This window comes from Acinetobacter bouvetii (assembly GCF_902753875.1).
GTDB classification, from domain to species: Bacteria; Pseudomonadota; Gammaproteobacteria; order Pseudomonadales; family Moraxellaceae; genus Acinetobacter; species Acinetobacter bouvetii_A.
Map to the genome: position 1 here is coordinate 1 of NZ_CADDTS010000002.1, position 23,263 is coordinate 23,263.

The 23,263-nt window shown below is 42.5% G+C and carries 23 protein-coding genes and 1 rRNA gene; 4 read left to right on the forward strand and 20 right to left on the reverse strand.

Annotated features, from left to right (window positions below; genetic code table 11):
• Both rrf and FB6_RS00075 read left to right on the forward strand, forming a co-directional pair.
• Positions 1-98 (forward strand): 5S ribosomal RNA (gene rrf, locus FB6_RS00070); the annotation flags it as partial.
• Positions 99-394: 296 nt separating this feature from the next.
• Positions 395-1,543 carry a PQQ-dependent sugar dehydrogenase gene (locus FB6_RS00075; RefSeq protein WP_174558044.1) on the forward strand — a complete coding sequence of 383 codons (1,149 nt, stop codon included), beginning with the start codon at positions 395-397 and terminating at the stop codon, positions 1,541-1,543.
• 67 nt (positions 1,544-1,610) lie between these two features.
• On the opposite strand, the gene FB6_RS00080 is transcribed toward FB6_RS00075, so the two are convergent.
• From FB6_RS00080 to ribF, 6 genes are all read right to left on the reverse strand, one after another.
• Positions 1,611-2,651: a TauD/TfdA dioxygenase family protein gene (locus FB6_RS00080; RefSeq protein ID WP_174558045.1), complete on the reverse strand. Its 1,041-nt coding sequence runs from the start codon at positions 2,649-2,651 to the stop codon at positions 1,611-1,613.
• 928 nt (positions 2,652-3,579) lie between these two features.
• On the reverse strand, positions 3,580-4,122 hold the full coding sequence (locus tag FB6_RS00085; protein ID WP_174558046.1) for an NADPH-dependent FMN reductase: 543 nt from the start codon (positions 4,120-4,122) through the stop codon (positions 3,580-3,582).
• 155 nt (positions 4,123-4,277) lie between these two features.
• Positions 4,278-4,760 carry an FKBP-type peptidyl-prolyl cis-trans isomerase gene (locus tag FB6_RS00090; protein WP_174558047.1) on the reverse strand — a complete coding sequence of 161 codons (483 nt, stop codon included), beginning with the start codon at positions 4,758-4,760 and terminating at the stop codon, positions 4,278-4,280.
• Positions 4,753-5,295, reverse strand: coding sequence for a signal peptidase II (lspA, locus tag FB6_RS00095; protein WP_174558048.1), 543 nt, complete (start codon positions 5,293-5,295; stop codon positions 4,753-4,755). The genes FB6_RS00090 and lspA overlap by 8 nt, the downstream gene beginning before the upstream one ends.
• The gene (gene ileS, locus FB6_RS00100; protein ID WP_174558049.1) at positions 5,288-8,134 is read right to left on the reverse strand and encodes an isoleucine--tRNA ligase; all 2,847 of its coding nucleotides are present in this window, start codon (positions 8,132-8,134) and stop codon (positions 5,288-5,290) included. Before ileS ends, lspA begins: the two co-directional genes overlap by 8 nt.
• A gap of 63 nt (positions 8,135-8,197) precedes the next feature.
• On the reverse strand, positions 8,198-9,199 hold the full coding sequence (ribF, locus tag FB6_RS00105; RefSeq protein ID WP_174558050.1) for a riboflavin biosynthesis protein RibF: 1,002 nt from the start codon (positions 9,197-9,199) through the stop codon (positions 8,198-8,200).
• A gap of 293 nt (positions 9,200-9,492) precedes the next feature.
• Here ribF and FB6_RS00110 point away from each other — a divergent pair, with 293 nt between their 5' ends.
• Positions 9,493-10,056 (forward strand): phosphorylase family protein, encoded by a 564-nt coding sequence (locus tag FB6_RS00110; protein WP_174558051.1) that lies wholly within the window; start codon positions 9,493-9,495, stop codon positions 10,054-10,056.
• Between the two features lie 79 nt (positions 10,057-10,135).
• On the opposite strand, the gene FB6_RS00115 is transcribed toward FB6_RS00110, so the two are convergent.
• From FB6_RS00115 to ubiG, 13 genes are all read right to left on the reverse strand, one after another.
• Positions 10,136-10,750: a TetR/AcrR family transcriptional regulator gene (locus tag FB6_RS00115; protein WP_174558052.1), complete on the reverse strand. Its 615-nt coding sequence runs from the start codon at positions 10,748-10,750 to the stop codon at positions 10,136-10,138.
• Between the two features lie 363 nt (positions 10,751-11,113).
• Complete coding sequence (locus FB6_RS00120) at positions 11,114-11,923, reverse strand: ABC transporter ATP-binding protein (protein WP_174558053.1); 810 nt, start codon at positions 11,921-11,923, stop codon at positions 11,114-11,116.
• A 10-nt stretch (positions 11,924-11,933) separates the two neighbouring features.
• Entirely contained in the window at positions 11,934-12,749 is an 816-nt protein-coding gene (gene ssuC, locus FB6_RS00125) for an aliphatic sulfonate ABC transporter permease SsuC (RefSeq protein WP_174558054.1), read from the reverse strand.
• Positions 12,749-13,924 carry an FMNH2-dependent alkanesulfonate monooxygenase gene (gene ssuD / locus FB6_RS00130; protein ID WP_174558055.1) on the reverse strand — a complete coding sequence of 392 codons (1,176 nt, stop codon included), beginning with the start codon at positions 13,922-13,924 and terminating at the stop codon, positions 12,749-12,751. Before ssuD ends, ssuC begins: the two co-directional genes overlap by 1 nt.
• 15 nt (positions 13,925-13,939) lie before the next feature.
• The gene (locus FB6_RS00135; protein ID WP_174558056.1) at positions 13,940-14,932 is read right to left on the reverse strand and encodes a sulfonate ABC transporter substrate-binding protein; all 993 of its coding nucleotides are present in this window, start codon (positions 14,930-14,932) and stop codon (positions 13,940-13,942) included.
• A 29-nt stretch (positions 14,933-14,961) separates the two neighbouring features.
• The gene (locus FB6_RS00140; protein WP_174558057.1) at positions 14,962-15,924 is read right to left on the reverse strand and encodes a sulfonate ABC transporter substrate-binding protein; all 963 of its coding nucleotides are present in this window, start codon (positions 15,922-15,924) and stop codon (positions 14,962-14,964) included.
• 329 nt (positions 15,925-16,253) lie between these two features.
• Positions 16,254-17,606 (reverse strand): amino-acid N-acetyltransferase, encoded by a 1,353-nt coding sequence (gene argA, locus FB6_RS00145; RefSeq protein WP_174558058.1) that lies wholly within the window; start codon positions 17,604-17,606, stop codon positions 16,254-16,256.
• A gap of 131 nt (positions 17,607-17,737) precedes the next feature.
• Positions 17,738-18,124, reverse strand: a complete 387-nt coding sequence (locus tag FB6_RS00150; RefSeq protein WP_174558059.1) for an RcnB family protein — start codon at positions 18,122-18,124, stop codon at positions 17,738-17,740.
• Between the two features lie 231 nt (positions 18,125-18,355).
• Entirely contained in the window at positions 18,356-18,754 is a 399-nt protein-coding gene (locus FB6_RS00155; protein WP_174558060.1) for an RcnB family protein, read from the reverse strand.
• Between the two features lie 293 nt (positions 18,755-19,047).
• Positions 19,048-19,203, reverse strand: coding sequence for a hypothetical protein (locus tag FB6_RS00160; RefSeq protein ID WP_174558061.1), 156 nt, complete (start codon positions 19,201-19,203; stop codon positions 19,048-19,050).
• Positions 19,204-19,426: 223 nt separating this feature from the next.
• A complete protein-coding gene (locus FB6_RS00165; protein WP_174558062.1) occupies positions 19,427-20,173 on the reverse strand; it encodes a YciK family oxidoreductase in 747 nt (248 codons plus the stop codon).
• Between the two features lie 31 nt (positions 20,174-20,204).
• The gene (locus FB6_RS00170) at positions 20,205-20,906 is read right to left on the reverse strand and encodes an HAD family hydrolase (protein ID WP_174558079.1); all 702 of its coding nucleotides are present in this window, start codon (positions 20,904-20,906) and stop codon (positions 20,205-20,207) included.
• Positions 20,903-21,616, reverse strand: coding sequence for a bifunctional 2-polyprenyl-6-hydroxyphenol methylase/3-demethylubiquinol 3-O-methyltransferase UbiG (ubiG, locus tag FB6_RS00175; RefSeq protein WP_174558063.1), 714 nt, complete (start codon positions 21,614-21,616; stop codon positions 20,903-20,905). Before ubiG ends, FB6_RS00170 begins: the two co-directional genes overlap by 4 nt.
• 180 nt (positions 21,617-21,796) lie before the next feature.
• Between ubiG and FB6_RS00180 the strand changes: the two genes are divergently transcribed.
• Positions 21,797-22,414 (forward strand): thiol:disulfide interchange protein DsbA/DsbL, encoded by a 618-nt coding sequence (locus tag FB6_RS00180; protein WP_174558064.1) that lies wholly within the window; start codon positions 21,797-21,799, stop codon positions 22,412-22,414.
• A gap of 78 nt (positions 22,415-22,492) precedes the next feature.
• On the opposite strand, the gene FB6_RS00185 is transcribed toward FB6_RS00180, so the two are convergent.
• A complete protein-coding gene (locus FB6_RS00185) occupies positions 22,493-23,152 on the reverse strand; it encodes a TetR family transcriptional regulator (RefSeq protein WP_174558065.1) in 660 nt (219 codons plus the stop codon).
• Positions 23,153-23,263 lie beyond the last annotated feature (111 nt).

Below are 23,263 nucleotides of genomic sequence, written 5' to 3' on the forward strand. Positions count from 1 at the left end.
GAGTGAACCACCTGATCCCTTCCCGAACTCAGAAGTGAAACCTCTTAGCGCTGATGGTAGTGTGGGATTACCCATGTGAGAGTAAGTCATCGCCAGCTCATTATTCGAAATCCCCCTCCGCTTATGCTGAGGGGGATTTTTTTTCTTTGCAAGGGGATGGGTTTAGTAAAAAATAAAGGAACAAAAATAAAAATCAGCGTATAACACAGATCCTTAAATAAAAATTCAACGCGATTTGGTCTGTATTTATTAACCTATACAAAAAACTTTCACTTTTTTTATCTGTTAATTAAGTGAAATGTCATATCCTTTTACGATTCTTTGGCCTTTTCCCGGCATGGATATAGGGAGTAATGCTAGATTGAAACTAGTATTAATTGAATAAGAATAAGGTATGAACAGAATTCACGTAGCTACTCTCTTATTTTTAAGCCTCATCCCTTATGGATTAACCGCTTGTTATGCCGAAAATGAAAGCCAAGCCGAGTCAAAATCTTCCGCACATACGCAGCAAAGCTATCAACTTAAAAATATGGCACGGTTTAATGAACCTTGGGCAATTGCTGCCTTAAACGATGGTCGGTTGCTGATTACTGAGCGCAAAGGGAAATTACAATTATTTGATTCACAGACCCAGCAAAAAGTTGAAGTGCAGGGTATTCCGCAAGTGGCCTATGGAGGGCAAGGTGGTTTGGGTGATATAGCCTTGCATCCACAATTTGCCCAGAACCATCAGCTATATCTGAGTTATGTAGAGGCAGGCAAGGATGGTTATGGCGCAGTGGTTGTTCGTGGAGAATTAGATCTGTCTAATATCCAAAAGCCGCAACTTAAAAATTTAAAAACCATCTGGAAACAGGTTCCGAAAGTGTCAGATCAGGGACATTATGGGCATCGCTTATTGTTTGGGGCGGATGGTACACTCTGGATCAGCTCGGGCGAACGTCAAAAGTTTGATCCTGCTCAGGATATGCGATCAAATTTAGGCAAAATACTGCATTTAAATGGGGACGGTACTCCTGTTGCAGCCAATCCATTTCAAAACCAAGGCGAGATTGCAAAGCAGGTCTGGTCACTGGGGCATCGTAATCCATTGGGCATAGCCTTTGATTCCCAGGGACAGCTTTGGGTCGTGGAAATGGGGCCTAAAGGGGGAGATGAACTGAACCTGATTGTGAAAGGCGAAAATTACGGTTATCCACTGGTTTCCAATGGCGATCATTATGATGGTAGAGATATTCCTGACCATGCTACCCGCCCTGAATTTAAAGCGCCTGCAATCAGCTGGACACCGGTAATTTCACCTTCCAGTCTGATTTTTTATCAAGGCAATCAATTCCCTGCATGGAAAAATAAAGCCCTGATTGGTGGCTTATCCTCTGAATCTATTGTGATTGTGGATACCAATGTAAAACCAATCAGAGAAGTTCAGCGTCTGAATATGAAACAACGTATTCGCGGTCTGCTGGAAGCCCAAGACGGTGCCATCTGGATTATTGAAGATGGCCCGAATGCCAGACTGCTAAAGATGACTGCGCAATAGTTTGATCGATGCTCCAGAGCTGAAATATTGTGTTTTTTCAAGTTTTGCTCTGCATCATCTGATTCAATTATGCTGCATAGTGATCATCCGCATTGAATACATTGGCTTGAATTTGAATCAGTTTACGGTTGCCTTGTTCACCATTCATGCGCCAATGGGCAATTTTAATATTATCGACTAGTGCAATATCTCCTTTTTGCCACTGCAATAACAGCGCATCACGATATAAGGCATCAAAAAACGTCTGTTTATCTTGATCATTCCATTCAACTGGATCACCTTGCTGATTAAAAATTTCCCAGCTCAATTGCATCCCCTCTGCGGTAAAATCTAGTTGGATCTCACCACGATTTTCAAAGCAATTTTGAGCGGCTTGATGGGTAAATGGATTGGTGTTGTTGGCAAAAGCCCAAGGCTGAATCGCCAGTTTCTGAGTGACTGGATGTTTAATCACCAATGGGGACGGCTGTAAGGTTAATTTTGCAGTTTGATCAGGCCGTAAAGATACCTTGAATGGACTTTTTTTCAGTAAAAGTTGGTCTATAAAATTAATTTTACGCGAAGAAATATAAGAAAAATGATTCCATGTACCTTGGTATTTTTGCTTGAGTTGTGCAGGAAAATTGTCCCAAATTTTTTCCAGATTATTAAAGCCTGTTTCAGCGAGATAAGTAGATGGCTGCTGACAAAATAAAGCGATATAGCGGGAGCGTTCCGAACGGACACCACCCTCTACATGTGGACCTTGAATAGAGTTTTCTACCGGTCCAAGTTGCACAGTATTACGATCGATATAGCGCCGATAATCTCCAGCACCTAAAATACTTTCACTATATTTGCGCATCCAGGAGGCCAGCCAACCTGGCATATTCGGATTAAAGGAATTCCAAGGCTGCAATTTAAATTGTTGTTCAATCAGTTGATGAAATTCGTCGGTATACTGAATGTCAAATCCACGAAAAATCAAAATGCCGTACTGATGTAATTGTTGCATCAGTTGATCAAGATTGTGGTCGATATATGTTGCCAAGTCGCGATATGTGGCATGCTCCGTATGCGCAACGAATACTTTTGCATAATCGTTCAGGAAATACTGTTGTAGTTGCATAGATTCTTCTCAGGTATTGTTTTTGTTTTCGTGTCTGGATGCTTAGAACGATCGTTAGATCTGTACTCAAGCCCATCGTTTTTTAAATGGCTATAATTATAAAGTTGAAGTTTATAGCTGCATGTAACATTTGGTTGTTTTAGTCGGGTTTTCGACAAAAGGAGAGCAAGCTCCGATAGTTTATAAACACTCATTCATTACATAAAAAAAGCCCCAACATCCTGTCGGGGCTTTTTGATATTCATTTTAAAGGTATAACTCCTGTGTTACCTTTCAGCATCCTGCTGTTATCAATGCTTATACTTTTGGTTTTAAGCTTTGAGACATCCTGTCTCTTGATGGGTTAAATATATCGTGAAAAATAATGTGCGAAAAGCAGTAAATATCTACAGCTATTGTACGTCTTGGCTTACAAATTTATTGAGTTTCTTTTAGTGTTGTTAGATATCAGAGTTTATAATTATTTTAATCATGAACTAATTTACTGAGTATACATTTAGCATTATTCACAATAATTGGTGATATCTAGATGTTCAGCATGACTCTATCCCAGACTATAATTTGAATAGAACAGAATAGAATTGAGTAATGAGTTTCAAGCCTATTACGTTCTCTGCTTATAATATTCAGTAAAGCCATAAAAGCTGTATAAGTATGCGCAGACATTGGTTTTGGTTCAGCTATTTGTATATATAGATAAAAAGAAGCCCCGACATCCTGTCGAGGCTTCTTGTATTCATTTTAAAAGGTATAACTCCTGTCGTACCTCAGCATCCTGCTGTTATCGTTGCTTATGATTTTAATTTTATGCTCTTAAAAGACTTCCTGTCTTTGTATGATTTAAATATAACGTTTGATTGATTGTGTGAAAAGTAGATATTTTCAGCAAGTGTTGTAAGTTAAAACGTACAACTATGCTTAAAAAATATCAAGCACTTACATACTGAATCAATTTATCTAGTACACCTTTTAAAGCTTTTTCATCAAATTCATTTGGTTCAAATTCTTCAGTTTGATTACGTGAAAAAATGTCACGAATTTCAATCACAGCATTGCTGTCTACCAGACCGAGTTGTGTTCCTACCTGACGAATCTGATCTATGGACCGTGACCCATTGGTTGCACCATAACCAATATAGGCCGCAGGCTTGCCTTGCCATTCTTTGCCGACATAATCGAAAGCATTTTTCAGGACTGGGCTATAACCGTGATTATATTCAGGACTAATAAAAATAAAGGCATCCCCAGACGCTACTTTGTCAGCCCATTCTTGTTGTTTGGGCTGATCATAAATACCGGTAATAGGTGGGTGACTACCGGCAAAAAACGGCAGATTCCATTCTTTTAAGTCAACCAGTTCTGCTTGAACAGTACTGAAATTGGCTTGCTCAATATTGCGTTTCACCCAGCGTGCCACTTTAATGGCTGTACGGCCTTCACGCACGCTACCCACAACAATATATACTTTCATGTATTGACCCTGATTTTTTGAATTGTCATCTTTAACTTATTATGAATGTTATTTATTGAATATTATGGATTTGTATCTTAAATGCTGTGGAATGACGCAAAAATAAAAAAGCTCCCGTAGGAGCTTTTCAAAAATCATGAGCGTGCGTGGATGCTTTACATCAATTTCACGCCTTGCTGACCCGCAGGTGTGACTTTGAAGATTTCTACTTCAAAAGTAATGTTTTTGCCTGCCAATGGATGGTTAAAGTCCACTTCAGTAATGTCATCGCCCACTGTTTTGATCACGCCATACAGGCTTTGTTTGGCTTTATCTTCAAATTCGATCATGTGGCCTTCTGTTGGACGCTGTTCGAATTTTACAGTATCAAACTTTTGTACGTTTTCAGGATTCCACGGACCAAATGCTTCTTCAGGAGGAAGGCTGACCGTACGGCGGTCACCGGCACGCAGACCAAACAGGGCTTTTTCAAAGCCTGGCAATAAGCTGCCATCACCCATCACCAAGCTGACAGGTTCAGCGCGGCTACGAGTGTTATCAATTTCCACGCCATTTTCAATGGCTACCGAAAAATGCAGCTCGACTTTAGAGCCATCTTCAATACGAGTTTCCTCGTTTGGATTAATAAAATCAGTCATTATGTTGCGCTTCCGCACGTTGAATACGGTGTTTTTCTAGGAAAAACGTATCGATCAGTAGCAAGATCGTGCCCAGAGTAATGGCACTGTCTGCAATATTAAAAGCAGGAAAGTGGTGATTTTGATAGTACACGTGAATGAAGTCAACCACATAGCCCAAGCTCACACGGTCAATCAGGTTACCAATCGCACCACCTAAAATCAGGGCAATTGCCATCGGTAAAATCACGGTTTTTTTCGGCATACGCATGAGCCAAAATACAAAAATTACAGACACTAACGCTGCCAGTGAAGTAAAGAAATAACGTTGCCATCCGCCGGCATCGGACAAGAAACTAAAGGCTGCGCCATAGTTATGCAGTAATGTCCAATTTAAAAAGGGCAGTACAGGTACCGGATCTGCATAATTCAGATGGGTACTTGCAAACCATTTGGTCCATTGATCCAGAATAATCGCCACAATGGATAATCCGACCCACACTAAATTGTGTGGGTAGAATTGGAATAAGCCCTTTTTGTTTTGCGGATTAGGCATACTTTCTCTCTTCGCCTTGACCTGTAGGAAGGTTAATAATACAACGAGAACAAAGACCTGGATGTTCGTGATGTGTATTTACATCCGGAAGAACATGCCAGCAACGTGCACATTTTTCACCATCAGCAGCAGACACTTTTACACGTAAACCGTCAAGGTCTGACGCTTCGCCTTGCGCTGCATCAAATGCGTTCACCAAGACTTGTGATGTAATCAATACAAAACGCAGTTCATCGCCTAAGTTGTCTAGTACTGCTTTAAGTTCAGCATCTGCCCAAAGTTCAACTTTCGCTGACAAGTTTGAGCCAACTGTTTTAGCTGCACGCGCTGTTTCAATGTGCTTGTTCACCGCAGATTTTACTGCAATGAGGGTTTGCCATTGTTCTTCAGAAATCAAGTTTGCAGTTGATGCAACAGGGATGTCATACCATTCTGCAGTGAATACGTATTTCTCTGATTGTTCAGGAATCAGTGGCCAAGCTTCTTGTGCTGTGAAGCTCAAGATTGGCGACATCCAACGTACAAAGGCTTGTACCAAGTGGTACAACGCAGTTTGTGCAGAATGACGTGCTGCTGAGTCTGCTTTGGTGGTGTACTGACGGTCTTTGATGATGTCTAAGTAGAAACCACCCAAGTCGTTGATACAGAAATTGGTCAAGGCACTAGTCACGATATGGAAGTTCATATCTTCATAAGCTTGTTGAACAGTTTTCTGCACATCAGCCGCACGTTGTAAGATGTATTGATCAAGCGCGATCAATTGATCGACAGGCAGTGCATCTGTTGATGGTTTGAAGCCATTCAAGTTTGCCAATAAGAAACGCAACGTGTTACGAATACGACGGTAACCGTCAGATGCGCGGCTAAAGATTTCTTTACCTGCGGTCATTTCATAACGGTAATCTGCAGATGCAATCCAGAAGCGTAAGCCGTCTGCACCCATATCTTTAATGATGTCTTGCGGTGTGATCACGTTACCGATCGACTTCGACATCTTGCGGCCTTTTTCATCCACCACAAAGCCATGTGTCAACAAGCCTTTGTATGGTGCACGTTCATTGATTGCAATCGACGTTAACAATGAAGATTGGAACCAACCACGGTGCTGGTCTGAACCTTCAAGATACAAGTCAGCAGGATCTTGCAATTCTTCACGTTCGCGCAGTACTGCATAGTGCGTTGTACCTGAGTCAAACCATACATCTAGCGTATCGCGTACGGCGTTGTATTGTTCAGCGTCTGCACCAATGAACTCGCTAGCATCACGGTTGTACCAACCGTCAATCCCTTCTTGTTCAATCAGTTTAGCCACTTCTTCAATCAATTCAGGAGTACGTGGGTGCAATTCGTTAGTATCTTTATGTACGAAGAATGGAATTGGCACGCCCCAAGTACGTTGACGTGAAATACACCAGTCAGGACGACCATCAATCATCGATTGAATACGGTTTTTACCCCAATCCGGTACAAAGCTGATGTCATTTTCAATCGCATTCAATGCTTTTTGGCGTAGACCTTTCGCGTCCATGCTGATGAACCATTGTGGTGTCGCACGGAAGATAATTGGTGTTTTATGGCGCCAGCAATGTGGGTAGCTATGCTTGATGACGACATGTGCCCAAAGCTTGTCTGCTTCAGTCAATGCCGCAATAATTTTTGGATTGGCTTTATAGATGTGCTCGCCTGGGAAGATTGGCGATGTTGGTAAATACACACCATTACCACCGACAGGGTTTTCAACTTTTAAGTTGTACTGTAAGCCGACTTTATAGTCGTCAACACCATGGCCTGGTGCTGTATGTACTGCACCTGTACCACTGGTTGCAATGACGTGTTCACCCAAGATCACAGGCACTTGACGCTCAGCGATGAGTGGATGTTGCAACAATAAGTTTTCAAGTTTTGCGCCTGCGAACTCAGCAATCACTTCAACCTGATTAAAGCCATAACGTTCAGTTGCAGATTCAACCAAGTCTTTCGCAAGAATGAAGTTTTGCGCTGCTTTGTCTTCACCTGTTGCTTTTACCAATTGGTATTCAATTTCAGCATGCAGTGCAACCGCTTGGTTGGCTGGCATCGTCCACGGTGTCGTGGTCCAAATCACGATGTCAGTACGGTCAGCAACGCTAACACCTAGACGTGCTGAAAGATCAGTGAGATCAACAACGCTGAAACCGACATCAATCGCGTCTGATTTTTTATCTTCGTATTCAACTTCGGCTTCTGCAAGTGCTGAACCGCAGTCCAAACACCAGTTCACAGGTTTCAAACCTGGCTCGATATGACCCGCTTTGGCAATTGCACCCAATGAACGAACGATGTCTGCTTCTTGTTTGAAGTTCATCGTTAAGTATGGATTGTCCCAATCACCGAACACGCCCATACGCACGAAGTCTTTCTTTTGTAATTCGACTTGGGTGTACGCATATTCACGGCAGGCTTTACGGAAAGTAGATGCATCCACTTTTACGCCGACTTTACCGACTTTTTCTTCAACTTTGAGTTCGATTGGAAGACCATGACAGTCCCAACCCGGTACATAAGGGGCATCGAAACCATCCATCACACGGCTTTTAATGATGATGTCTTTGAGAACTTTGTTAACCGCATGACCTAAATGGATTTGACCATTGGCATACGGAGGGCCGTCATGAAGAACGTATTTTTTCTTGCCAATACGCGATGCACGAATCTGCTGATAAATGTTGTCGGCATACCACTCTTCTAACCATTTCGCTTCACGTACTGCCAAATTTGCTTTCATTGCAAATTCAGTACCTGGGAGGTTTAGCGTGGCTTTATAATCCACTGCATTTTCAGGAGTTTGCTTATCGCTCATGCAAGTTGTCTTCCAATTTAATCAGTCTGAGGCTGACGCGTTTTACAATAAATAATCTGGGATTTAAAAAGGGAAATGCGGTGTGTTTTGTCGAAATTCAAGGAGCTTTTCAACATCATCATCAATTCCCGCTTTCAATGCTTCAAGCGAAGGGTAGTCCTTTTCACCATGTAAATAGTTCAAGAACGTCACCCGCATTAACAGGCCATACAGATTAGCAGAAACATCAGGAAAATGTACTTCTAATCGCCATTCCGGATGGACTTGTTTGATGGCCGGTCGGGTTCCGACATGTCCTGCACCAAACAGGGCAGTCTGTTCATAGCCTGCAATGCCCAATTGTTCAGGATTGTCGGCTTTCACTTTATCTTTTAAAGATCTGGTTTCACATATCACTTCTACGCCGTAAATACCGTTTAAACACGGTTTATGACGATTTAAAGCGACATTAATTGTTGGAAAATCAAGGGTTCGTCCAATCTGATCGCCATATTGTACCCGACCGGTAATGCTATAGGGACGACCTAACAGTTTGGCAGCCAGAGCTAAATCACCAGCTTGCAAGGTTTGACGGATACGGGTTGAACTGACACGTTCTCCCTCACATACAATAGTATGTAAATTAGTGACTTCAAAGCCATATTCACGCAGAAACTGGCTATTGCCCTGACGGTTTTTACCGAAATGGAAGTCATCGCCTAACACTAGGCTGTCTGCATTGAGTTTTGATTTTAAAAGATCGGCAAAGCTCTCCGCACTTAAGCTACGGAAATGATTATCAAATTTAGCCACGACAATGTAGTCGATGCCCAGCTCAGTTAAATATTCAACTTTTTCACGTAAAGAACTGATCCGTGGGGGAGCCTCATAACCCTTAAAAAATTCCAAAGGTTGTGGCTCAAAAATCATCACGACACTTTTTAAATTTTGTGCTGCTGCCAGAACTTTGAGTTGTTTGATCATGGCCTGATGACCCAAATGTACACCGTCAAAATTACCAATGGTCACGGCAGTTTTTGGCAATTGAAAATTAGGTGCTAAAGCATTCAGGCGGAGCAGCTTCATGGACAAATCAATAAGTGAAAAATTATCAGGGCTATATATTGCCATAATCTTGGGCTTTCGTCTTGTTGTTGTGTTTTTATCCAAAAAAATTATCTAGCTTGATCAAAAAGTAGTGGATTCGAGCGGCATGAACTACAGGCATAGATACTGAAAACTTTGATTTATTAGCAACTGACAGCATCCGGATAGCCCCAATGCCGCAAGCAGCATTTGGGAAAGGTTTTAAATTTGCACTTGTACCGTAATTCTTTTCTAATGGGCGCAGTTCTGATTTGAAAAATAAAGGTAGTGCGATGTCTGATCTGGCTTTAATTATGGCCTTGCCCAATGAGTCGAAAGGTCTGTTTGAACAGGCAGGAGTACAGGTGCACTATAGTGGCATTGGTAAAGTCAATGCGGCCTTTAAAGCCTTTGACGTGATTCAAAAAACCGGTTGCAAGACCTTGTTAAATTTGGGAACTGCAGGAAGTTCACATTTTGATGCCCATGCACTGGTTGAAGTAACGACTTTTGTGCAACGTGATATGGATGTTTCACCGCTTGGTTTTGCTGTGGGTGTAACGCCGATGGATCAGGATCATCCGGCAGAAATTCATTTAGAACCTTTCTTTGACGATTTACCGCAAGGCATTTGTGGAACGGGGGATAGCTTTGAAACAGGTTTACCGAAAGTGCCCTGTAATCTGGTCGATATGGAAGGTTATGCAATGGCCAAGGTCTGTAAAAAATTGGGGGTACGCTTCATTTCAGTGAAATATATTACCGATGGAGCCAATGATACAGCGCATTTAGATTGGGAAGAAAATTTATTATTGGGTGCGCAAAAGTTATCAAAATTATATCAAACGATAAAATAAAACTGAAAAGAGTGGCAGTTCGGCGACCATAGTTAGCTATGGTCGTATGCCAAAATTGTCGTGTACGACAATTTAAGATTTAGGGGCGAGGAATCACACCATATAACATCATATGTATAGTGTGCTGGATACAACGTTGTTGCATACTGCGGTTACGTAGAGTTTTACCTGTGACCATTTCCATTTGGGTCGCAAAATCTGCATAGTTTTGCGTCACTGCCCAGATATTTAAAATCAGCAGTTCGGGATCAATTTCTTTGGCAATCTTCCCTTGCTCTTGCCACATGCTAATCACTTTAGCCTTGCGTTTGACTAGTTTCTTGAGTGGACCTTTTAAAATGGGCAAAATATGCGGTGCACCTTGAATTACTTCCAATGCAAACAGTCTTGATGCCTTGGGTTGAGTGCGTGACACCTCAATTTTTTGCATTAAATAATTGCTAATGGCTTCTTCAGGTTCAAGCTCTGATTCTAGCATTTGCAGTGGTGCAAGCCATTTTTGTAAAACGGTGGTGAGCACTTCTACATATAGCGCTTCTTTATTTTCATAATAATAGAAAATATTGGATTTATGCATTTCTGCAATCTGAGCAATCTCGTCTAAGCTTGCCCCGTTAAAACCGTAAAGGGAAAATACATCCAGCGCTGCATTTAGCAATTGATGTCTTTTTTGAGTACTCTTTTTTTGTTCCATTGGCAAATTTAAAAAAATAAAATTTAAAGGCAAATTGTACGGCAAATCATCAGATTTGTGCATCATCAAAGGTTTTAATTTTATGAATAATGACGATTTATTTTTTAGATGTGCTATGAAATTACGATAGCTTGGGAAAAAAGAACCAAGTTAGTGCAAAACATGTATATGAAATACTCTTTAAATATTATGAATTGTTTCAATAAGATTAAATTTTCACATGATTTTGTATAAGAAATCTCATTTTTCAGGTGGAATCTTATTTTTTAAAAAAATTAATAAATCTACTTATCTTTACTTATATATTTATTGAAATGAGTCCTCATTGACCTAAATAGGCCAGAACCCATTTCAAATTATCAATCACGTGGCCAACACGGCATTGAGGACCTGTTGCTCCAATTCGGTAAATGCGTAATCCTTTTTACGTGGTCGGGCCAAATTGACTTGAAATTGTTGCGCAATATGTCCCTTATCTAGAAGGATAATTCGGTCAGCCAGTTGTACCGCTTCACTGACATCATGAGTGACCAAAATGGCAGTAAATCCTTGTTCCGTCCAGAGTTTTTCAATCAGATTCTGCATGTCTAAACGGGTTAAAGCATCCAGCGCACCTAAGGGTTCATCGAGCAGTAAAATGCGTGGTTTATGCGAAAGTGCACGTGCCAGAGCAGTACGCTGACGTTGACCACCCGACAGCTGTGATGGCCACAAGGCGGCTTTGTCTTTCAGTCCGACTTTTTCTAACAACGCAGAGGCATTGTCCTGTTGATTTTTAGGCAAACCGAGTTGCACATTTTGCTCAATGCTACGCCATGGCAAAAGCCTTGGATCCTGAAACATGACCCGAATGTCATCGCTGGTGATGCCTTCGCGAATATGACGGGCAGACTTAAACTTGATTTCACCATAGCTGGGTTGTTCCAAGTCGGCAATCAGGCGCAGCAGGGTACTTTTCCCGCAGCCACTACGACCAACAATTGCCAGAAATTCCCCCGGTTGAATGTGCAGGTCCAGATCTTCCAGAACTTTGACATCACCATAATATTTATATAGCTGTTCAATCAGAATTTCAGCACCCACCACGGCATGTGGATTGATATCTGCAGGTCCAGATTGGGGTGCTGTTGGATGATTCTCAGAGGCATGACGCCCGATGCTTAAATCAGTCATGAGCTGCTCCTTATTTTTGATAGCCTGCATGCCAACGCAGCAGGTATTTTTCTAAACCGACTGCCAATACATCAGCCAGTTTTCCAAGCAGGGCGTAAAGTAAAATCCCCACCAAGACCACGTCAGTCTGTAAGAATTCACGTGCATTCATGGTCATGTAACCAATACCGGATTGTGCGGAAATGGTTTCGGCCACAATGAGCAGTACCCACACCAACCCCAAGGCAAAGCGCAGACCAACCAGAATCGAAGGCATTGCACCCGGTAAAATAATTTCTTTGTAGAGCTGCCAACGAGTCAAACCGTAGCTCTTACCCATTTCAATCAGTTGTGGGTCAACCGAACGAATACCATGATAGGTATTGATATAGAGCGGGAAAAACACCCCTACAGCAACCAAGAATAGCTTGGCTGATTCATCAATCCCGAACCATAAAATGACCAGAGGAATAAGGGCCAAAGCCGGAATATTACGAATCATTTGTAAAGTGGTATCCAGCAGGGTGGAGGCCATTTTAGACGAACCATTGAGCAGACCAAGCAGCAAGCCCAAACCACCACCAACCAAGAGGCCAAGCAAAGCACGACCGGCACTGACCTTGACGTGTTGCCAGAGTTCACCACTGATCAATAAATGCCAGAATGCACTGACTACCGCCGTTGGTGCCGGTAAAATACGACTTTCTAAAAGACCGGTAATAGATGCAATTTGCCAAATCAGGATCAGGGCAATCGGGAACAACCAGGGCAGCAAACTCTGCCCAAAGGATGTTCCACGTGAAACTTTGGTTTTAGCCAAGGTTCCCGCAGAAATCGTTTTGCTCATTAAGCCGGCTCCTGATGTTTAACTTCTTTTTTGGCTTCATCAGCAACATAATTATTTGCCACGATTTCACCAAAAGGACCAGTCAAATTGGGTTGGGCTAATTTTTTACGGGTTTCTAAAGGCAATAACGGGAAAACCAGTTCCGCAAAGCGAATCGATTCTTCCAGATGCGGGTAGCCCGAGAAAATGAAGGTATCAATACCTAAGTCTGCATATTCCTGAATGCGTGCAGCAACTGTTTCTGGATCGCCTACAAGTGCCGTACCTGCACCACCACGAACAAGACCGACACCTGCCCACAAGTTTGGAGATACTTCAAGTTTAGTACGGTCACCGTTATGCAGTTCTGCCATACGGCGCTGACCGACTGAATCCATTTGTTTAAATTTTTGTTGGGCAGCAGCAATGGTGGCATCATCAACATACTGAATTAGCTCTTCAGCAGCAGCCCATGCCTGTTCATTGGTTTCACGGACAATCACGTGTAAGCGAATACCGTAATTCAGGCTACGGCCTTTAACTGCCGCTTTGGCTTTGACATTTTCAATTTTTGCTTTGACTGCTGCTGGTGGCTCGCCCCACGTTAAATAAGTATCGACCTGGTCAGTGGCCAATTCGACTGCGGCATCTGAAGAACCACCGAACCAAAGTGGTGGATAAGGCTGTTGTACGGGTGGATAAAGTAGTTTGGCGTCTTCCACTTGTAAACGTTCACCATTGAAAGTATAGCTTTCACCGGTATGTGAGCGTTTTAAAATCTCACGCCAGATGGTGGTGTATTCCGCCGCCGTTTTGTAACGGGTCGCATGATCTTCATACACGCCGTCACCTTTGAGTTCTTGCTTGTCACCACCAGTGACCAGGTTCAGTAATACTCGTCCACCAGATAAACGGTCAAAGGTGGCAGCCATACGTGCCGCCAACGCCGGTGTGGTCACGCCAGGGCGTAATGCAACAAGGAATTTTAAATTTTTGGTGGCATCAATCAGGCTTGCCGCTGTAATCCAAGGATCCTCACAAGAACGGCCTGTTGGAATAAGGACACCTTCATAACCCAGATTATCGACCGCAACTGCAATCTGTTTCATATAAGCATGATCGACCTGGCGTGCGCCTTTGCTTGTGCCTAAATAACGACTGTCACCGTGTGTAGGAATAAACCAGAAAATTTTCATTGCTTTGTCCTTAGATTATTTGCCTGCCCAAACGGCTTGCTTAATGTTGATCTGTTGTGGAATGATCTTGAGTTCGCTAAAACGGTTAGCGAGCTGTTGCTGGTCTGCAATGACTTTTGCAGTGAGGGGTGCTGCACCAGATGGGTTAGGGCGACGTTGAATAAAAGTCAGACTGACATTTGGTTTTAAACCGGTACTTTGGGCAAAGAGATTTGCTGTAGAGGTCTTATTACTTTGTACCCATTTGTCTGCAACATTGACTTGCTTGATAATGCCTTTGAGTGCCTGAGGGTGGTTTTTCACAATATCACCAGAAGCCAAATAGAACGTGTAATTTGGACTTAAGCCCTGACCAGAGGTCAGTACTTTGGCTTTATCTTCGACTTGGGCGGCAGCATAGTACGGATCCCAGATTGCCCAGGCATCAATGGCACCTTTTTGGAAAGCGGCACGCGCGTCAGCAGGACTTAACCAGATCGGCTGGATATCAGTCCATTTCAAACCGGCCTTGCGAACAGCTTGTACCAATAAATAATGTGAGCTTGAACCACGGTGCACGCCAATACGTTTACCTTTTAGTTGGCTTAACTGGGTAATTTTAGAGTTTTTCGGAACCAAAATGGCTGAAGCTAAGGGTTTTGCCGTTTCATAAGCAAAATACTGCAGTGGCTTATTGCCTGCCTGAGCATAAACAGGAGGTGTATCTCCGGTTGAACCAATATCAATGGAACCTACAGCCAGTGCTTCTAAAATTTGTGGTCCGCCAGGAAATTCATTCCAGGTAATTTTTGCATTGGGAAATTCTTGTTCAAACAATTTTTGCTGTTTGGCAATCACCAGATTGACTGATGATTTTTGATAGCCAATGCGCAGTTGTTTGACTGAAGGATCGACTGCCCAGGCAGCACTTGAACCCAACATCGCGCAAGCAACTAACATGGTATTTATGCCATGACTGGAGGTTTTGAACCATGTAATTGCTTTGTTGTGTGGTTGATGTTGAGTCATGTTAAATCCCCTAAAAGTTGTTCTACGATTTACTTCGCTAAAATTGCGGCTTGAATATTGAGTTTGTTTGGAATCAGTTTCTGCTTATAAAAGGCATCGGCAACATATTGCTGCTTTTGCACCACCTCGGCAGAAATCGGTTGTACCCCAAAGCCCATGCGGGAAATGGATGTTTTCAGAATCTCGCTAGACAGTCCTGTTGGTTTTTCCAGCAGCTTGGCTGCTTCGTCCTGATGCTGGGATACCCATTGTGTGGTGGTGTTTAATTCATTCACGACTGCTTTCAGCACTTCCGGATGCTGCTCGGCAAATTTGCGGTCAGCCAGATAGAACTGATGGTTACTCACCAGATTTTCACCTGTGGCAATGACACGGGCACCAATCTGCTTTTCAGCAGCAGCAAAGAACGGGTCCCAAATCACCCAGGCATCGACTGCACCGCGTTCAAATGCAGCGCGCGCGTCCGAAGGTGGTAAATACACCACCTGGATGTCATCCAGTGTCAGCTTGTTGGCTTCAAGTAATTTGAGCAATAAGTAATGCACGTTGGAACCTTTATTCAGAGCAACACGCTTACCTTTTAAATCCTGGATGTTTTGAATAGCTGAATCTTTTTGCACAATTAACGCTTCGGCTTTAGGCGCTTCAGGCTGGTTGGCGATATAAACCAGATTCGAATTGGCTGCCTGCGCAAAAATTGGAGGCGCTTCACCAGCTTCACCCAAGGCAACACTGCCGACATTTAAGCCTTCAAGCAGTTGAGGGCCGGCAGGAAATTCCACCCATTTCACATTGACGCCTTGGTCTTTTAACGCTGTTTCTAAAATGCCACGTTCTTTAATAATCGGTAACAGGCCATATTTTTGAAAGCCGATATTTAAAGTGACTGTTTCAGCTTCTTTTTTGCCACAGCCTGACATCATCATTGCACCAGCAACTACTGAAGAAAGGATCAGTGATTTCGCCCAGAATTTTGCTTGAATGGCGCTCATGAATGTGTGCTCCGCAACAATGAAGTGTTGAATAATGAACACATACGCTAAAGCCTTTTCTTTTTCGAAAAAAATAAAAAAATAGGAATTTCTAATGAATAAAAAAGATAAATAAAAAAGAGAAAAACTTATGCAGAAAAATGATTTACAGAAACTATAGAATATGATGTTTTAATTAGATAACTTTTTGAAATTAATATGATTTAATTCTAAAGATGACACTCTTATAAGTTTATGCAAAAACTGTATAAGTTAAATTGCTCTGATTCACTGCTGTGATGAATAAAGATATAAAAAATAAAGATATAACAGCGATAAAAAAAGCCACTTTACAGTGACTTTTTGAAGACCAAGGAATTACGTTGGTAGTTATACAGGGCCTGACGTGCATTAGGCAGATCATCGACACTGGCGGGTTCAAAACCATGTTCGACAAACCAGTGCGCCGTGCGGGTGGTCAGCACAAACAGTTGCTCAATACCCTGATTTTTCGCTTTCTCTTCCAGATAATGCAAAATCTGGCTGCCACGATTGGACTGACGATAGGTCGGATCGACTGCGACACAGGCAATCTCGGCAGATTTAATTTCATGGGTTGAAGTTGGAATCGGGTACAGTGCGGCACAGGCCAGAATCATGCCATCGCGTTCAATCACCGAAAATTGCTCAATTTCACTTTCCAAACGTTCACGAGAGCGATAAACCAAAATACCTTGCGCTTCCAGTGGACGCAGTAAATTGATTAAACCACCAACATCCTGAATATTGGCAGTCCGCACTTCTTCATAATGTGCATTGGTCATCATGGTGCCGGCACCATCACGGGTGAACAGCTCTTCCAGCAAGGCTCCATCATAAGTATAAGAAATCAGATGCACACGATGTACCCCTTGTAGTGAGGCATTTTTTGCACCGCGTAATTGCAAGGCAATATCGGGATTGGAATCCTGATATTGCAAGATCTGTTGATCCAATTCATGTGGAGGAATTTCACGTTGCAATTCACCCAAGGCATTGACCAGACCCTGCTGTTTACCCAAAAAAATCAGCTTGTCGGCTTTAAGCAGAATAGCGGTATTGGTGGCGACTTCTTCCGCCACCAAGTTAAACACCTCGCCGGTATTGGAATAGCCCGTCGGCCCAAGCAGCACGATATTATGATTTTTAAGATGGCGCTGAATGGCATCAGTATCCACAGTACGGACTTCACCAGTGAGCTGGAAATCAATACCATCACGAATGCCATAAGGTTTGGCTGTGACAAAATTGCCCGAAATGACATCAATCCGTGCGCCGTACATTGGGGAATTGGCAAGTCCCATAGACAGCAAGGCTTCAATTTGCAGGCGAATCGAGCCGACGGCATTCATCACCGAGCTTAAAGATTCACGTGTGGTAATACGGCGATGATTATGGAACGGGGTTTGAATGCCGCTGGCTTTTAAGTTCTGGTTGATTTGCGAACGCGCGCCATGTACCAGAATCAGACGGATACCTAAGGAATGTAGTAGGGCAATGTCATGAATAATATGCTGGAAATTTTCATGTTGCACCGCTTCACCATCAAACATGATGACGAAAGTTTTGTTGCGGTGAGCATTGATATAGGGTGCAGAATGTCGAAACCAGTGCACATATTGTAAATTCGTGCTTTGTGAAGTTTCAGATGAATTGGTTTGCATACCTATCTCAAAATTAAAAAAATTCCTTCTCTGATTCTAATCAAAAAATGTCTGGGGGGAAGGGTCAAAATAAAAAAACACCTGAAACGAGTTCAGGTGTTTGATTAGGGAATCCGGATCTTCACCAGATGTTAGTTCATGATACGAACAATACGGTCTGTACGTTGGTTAACTAAAACGTAGTCACCATTGATTTTGTACCATTGTTGATAACGGCCAGTGTCGGGTAAGCGGCGAGCTTCGCGGTCACTGACTTTATAACGTGATGAATCATAAAAACGTGGCAAGCTTTGACCTTTACGCCAGTCTTGGCTTGGGTTTACCCGTTTGTTGTCATAACGGTTCTGGTTATAGCGGTTGTTGTCATAACGGCTATTGTTGTCCCAGCGATGGTCCTGTTGCGATGCTGCATGATTATAGCGTTGATGATCATCATAACGATGATCTGGTGCGGCCATTGCAGAAGTCGCCATCAATGCAGATAAAGAAAGCGCGATGCCTGTTAAAATCTTTTTCATAATGTTCACCTTGGATCATTTCTAAATATGTTTTCGATGATTCAAAATTAGCGAAAGACTAGAGATAAAAAATGAGAGCTCTATAGTGGAATTGTGAAATTGATGGAGAAAAAAAGAAGATTGTAATCACGCTGAATGCTATGCAGTTTAGGCATGATGCTGAAAACAACCATATTTAAGACATAAAAAAAGCTCAAACCGGAGTTTGAGCGTGGAGAGTTTAAAAAAAACTTAGAAACCTTGGATACGCAGAATATTATTACTGTCAGTATCAACTAAAATGTAGTCATTGTTGATTTTGTACCATTGCTGGTTACGTGATGGTTTAGGCAAGTCATGGCTTTTATAATCGACCTTGTAGCCATTGCCGCGATAATGCTGAGGCATGATATAACCGGGTTGCCATTTATGCTGTTGCAGACGCTTGAAGCCGCGTTCTTCACGCATCCGGCGTCGATCCTGCATGTCATCATCATCATTTTCACGAAAATCACGACCTTTATTAAATTTTGGATGATCTGCTTGATCCCAGCCGCGATTATCATGTTTTTCATGAGGGGCAGCAGTGGCTATGCTATTTGCCATCAATGCACTGAAAGAAATTGCCAAAATCGCCAAAATCTTTTTCATGTTGAATCCTCATAGAAAAAAGTATTAATTTCATTGATGCTAATGTACGAAAAAATTGCAGAGAAACTGTGAAGATCAATCACTTATTTCTTAAAAAATGCAGAGATAATAAGGATTTTCTTGTCAAAGGCCTTATTATTTAAAAATCTTCAGTAATTTTATAGGGCTATTAAATACTAAAAAGTTTTCTATGGATGAAAAATTTGTATCAAAGTTCTGCAATGGATATAAATTCATCAACATTGGTTTATACAAACTCGTAAACAGCCAGCTAGTCTGTTTATGGGCTAATTTTAGTTCCATTGTTCGATCAGGTCTTGTAAGGATGTCACGGCTTCAGCAATCGTTTCAGCCTGCTGGGCATCATCTAGGGCTAAAATCAAATGATTGGAAAGTTTTAGGCTTTTAATTGTAAGAATGGTTTCAAGCTTACGTTTCTGATCTGTCATTACCTATTCCTCAGCTTCAATACTTGCAATGAAAGAGAGCATAGGCAGATTTTATTCATTCGTAAAACAGAATATTTTCCTAATTGTGATTTAAAAATACGATTTATAAATTTTATTCATCCTTTAATTTTAAACTTTCAGGTTGATATTTTAAAACAGTTAAACAAGCAAAAGGGAGCAAATTGTGCTCCCTTTTTATGATGCTTATCTTACATCATCAGGCTTAATCCTGCGCATCAATGCTTTGTCCATTCAGATGCAGGCTGTCATCACCCATTAAATATAGATAAGCCGGCATAATGCTTTCCGGAGTTGCCAAGGTCTTGGGGTCTTCATCCGGATAGGCTTTGGCACGCATGGCAGTGCGGGTAGCGCCGGGATTGATACAGTTAAAACGCACATTCGGATAGACATTTTCTTTGGCAAAAATCTGATTCACTGCTTCAATGGCAATTTTGGATACCGAGTATGCACCCCAGCGTTCACGCGCTTCACGGCCAACGCCCGAACTGGCAAAAACCACAGAGGCATGCTCTGATTTTTGTAGCAGCGGTAACAGTTCCTGAGTCAGAATAAACGGTGCACGCAGATTGACGGACATCACATCATCCCAGACATCAATGGGGTAATGGGCGAGTTCAGTACGTTCACCCAAGATGCCGGCGTTATGCAAAATACCGTCCAGGCGACCAAATTGTTGTTCTAAAGTATCAACCAATAATTCATAGTCTCGAGAAGAGGCGCTGGAGAGCTGCAAGGGCAGAATAGCCGGTTGAGGCGCACCTAGGCTCTCAATTTCATCATAAATGACTTCAAGCTTGTTTAAAGTACGTCCATGCAGTACCACGGTTGCACCATGTAGGGCATAGCTAATCGCAGCTGCACGACCAATCCCATCGCCCGCACCTGTAATCAGGATAATGCGATCTTTTAACAGATCGGGGCGAGGTTGATATTCTGAATATTTCATTGCATACCTCCTCGTTTGTATTGTTATGTCTTTATGAAATGAGAGAATGATGATTTTGTTTTGAAGTAATTAATTGATTAATCACTTGATGTAATTCTGCAACTGTCTTCACTATACAATCCGCTTGCCAGGCTGTTAAGTCATCTTTGTGTTGCAATGGTAAATAACCGTAGCCGGCTAGGATGGTGTACATATGCGCATTACGGCCTGCATCAATGTCACGTGGATGATCACCGACGTAAATGCAATCTTCAGGTCTAACATCAATTTGTTTGGCCGCCAAATACATCGGTTCAGGATCCGGTTTGGTTTTGCTGACATCTTCCGGGCAGACCAACACCGCACAGCGATCGGTCAGATTGAGTGCCTGAAGCAGTGATTCACTGAGCCAGCGTGGTTTGTTGGTGACAATCCCCCAAGGAATGTCACGACTTTCCAGTTCTTCCAGCAGAGGATACATACCTTCGAACAGGTCGGTATCAACCGCAATATCTGCACCATACAAATCTAAAAAACGTTGCCGATGTGCCAGAAACACCGGATCTTCCACATCCAGTTCCGGATACACCAGTTTCACCATGGCCCGTGCGCCTTCAGAGACCTGGGTGCGAATTAAATCCGCAGCCACAATCTCACATTGTTTATCTCGGCACATGTCTTGAATAATGCGAATGAAGTCAGCCGCGGTGTCAATTAAAGTGCCATCCAGATCAAACAGTACAGCTTTCATCAGGCACCTTCTTTTACGGTATAAACCATATAGTTGACATCAACATTCGGGGCCAGCCAATAACGTTTGGTCAGCGGATTGTAATGCAGGCCAGTCATGTCTTTGAGTTTCAGATTTGCCGCACGGATGTCATGCGCCAGCTCGGAAGGTTTAATAAACTTGCTGTAATCATGGGTGCCTTTAGCCAGCATACGCAGGACGTATTCTGCGCCAATAATGGCAAATAAATAAGATTTTGGATTACGGTTAATGGTCGAGAAAAATACATGACCACCCGGTTTGACCAAGGTCTGGCAGGCCTGAATAATTGATGCAGGATCAGGCACATGTTCCAGCATTTCCATGCAGGTCACGACATCATATTGTCCGGCTTGTTCTTCGGCCAATTGTTCGACCGGAACCTGTCGATATTCAATATTGTTGACATTTTCCTGTTCAGCATGAATGCGGGCCACATTTAACGGTGCCTCACCCATGTCGATGCCCAGTACATTGGCACCACGACGCGCCATGCTTTCTGCCAAAATACCGCCACCGCAACCGACATCCAGTACTTTTTTACCACTCAAGCCGCCCGCATGTTCATCAATCCAGTTTAAACGGAGGGGATTGATCATGTGTAATGGGCGGAACTCAGAATGCTGATCCCACCATATGGCTGCGAAAGCTTCAAATTTGGCAATTTCTTGTGGGTCGACATTCAATTGCGACATCGGTATCACCTTAATCAAGTCGTTATAATTTAGAAAAGTTACATTAGCTTAGTGTAGCGTTTATTCTAAAAAAAGCGATAAATGCCGTAAAAAAGTTCACAGAATGAAAACGAATTCGGCATAATTGATTTATAGTGATCGCATAAATTAATCATAACGATTTTGAGGACAATAAGGTCAATGAAAAAATTTCTTTTAGGTAGTGTGGCTACTGCTCTTTTCGCCTTGTCAGGCAGCACCATGGCAGCCAATTTTGTTGCAGGTAAAGATTACACCGTGGTGGCCACCCCGGGTAAAGTGGATGTTCCGGGGAAAATTGAAGTGCGTGAGTTCTTCTGGTATGGCTGTCCACACTGCTTCAGATTAGAGCCGCATATGCAGGCATGGTTGAAACAAATGCCTAAAGATGTCAATTTCGTGCGTACGCCTGCTGCGATGAATCCTGTTTGGGAACAAAATGCACGTGGCTATTATGTGTCTGAAGCATTACGTATACGTAAAACCACGCACTTGCCTTTATTCCATGCGATTCATGTGAATGGCCAACAGATTTTTGATCAAAAATCACAAGCCAAATTTTTTGTAAAATATGGCGTACCTGAAGCCAAATTTAACAGCTTGTTTAATTCATTTGCGATTACTTCAAAAGTGGCTAAAGCTAAGCAACTGGCTCAGCAGTATCAATTGACTGGTGTGCCTGCTGTGGTGGTGAATGGTAAATATGTAGTGCAAGGTGAAGATGGTAAAGTGACTCAAGTGGTCAGCTATCTGGTAGAAAAAGAGCGTAAAGCCAAATAAGCTTTAGCTTTCTGACACATAAAAAAAACCGCCGAAATGGCGGTTTTTTTATGTGTCAGAAATACATCGAGTCCTGAATCAGGGCTTGGTTGTTTCTTTGGAGGTATCCCAGTTGGAGATGCCCCGGAAAATTAAATGAACCTGAGTAATGGTTTGTAACTTGAACTGTTTTTGTTGCTCTAAGCGTTCTTGTGCCTGATATCGACGGTTGATATCCATCCAGGTCATGGCCCAGGTGAAGGATAAGTTAATTAAAATATTAGAAATAATCTGCAGGTCTGGCATATTGTGAATGTGTTGTACGGTTTCCATTTTGCATAGGTCATTGGCCATGTCTTCAATTAAAAAATTAATTTCCCGTGCAATGGCTTGGCGAATCACTTCGGAGCCACCCCAGCGCTCGGCAATCATAAAGACCCATGGTTCAGGATGATGTTCAACGGCCTGAAACAACAGGTCTAGGCTGATTTTAATTTTGCTATTGGGCTGATAGATATAAGCCTGCCCCAACTGATGCAAAATGCCTTTTAAATGCAGGGCCACCTGATCGACCAGTTCCAGCCCCAGTTCATTCATGTCTTGAAAATGACGATAGAACGCCGTCGGTACCAAACCGACATGACGTGCGATTTCCCGCAAACTGATGCTGCTGAAAGAGCGTCCAGACGTGCTTAAAGCCAGCGCTGCATCCAGAAGTGCTTGGCGGCTCTGTTGTTTACGCTCATCCCGTATCGACATTTGATGACCCTAAAAAAATGCTGCATGAAGTCTATCAAAAAAAAACAAAATAAACGACGAATGTCAGTGAACAGATGTTGACTGAAATAAAAAATCCTTATAGTGTACAAC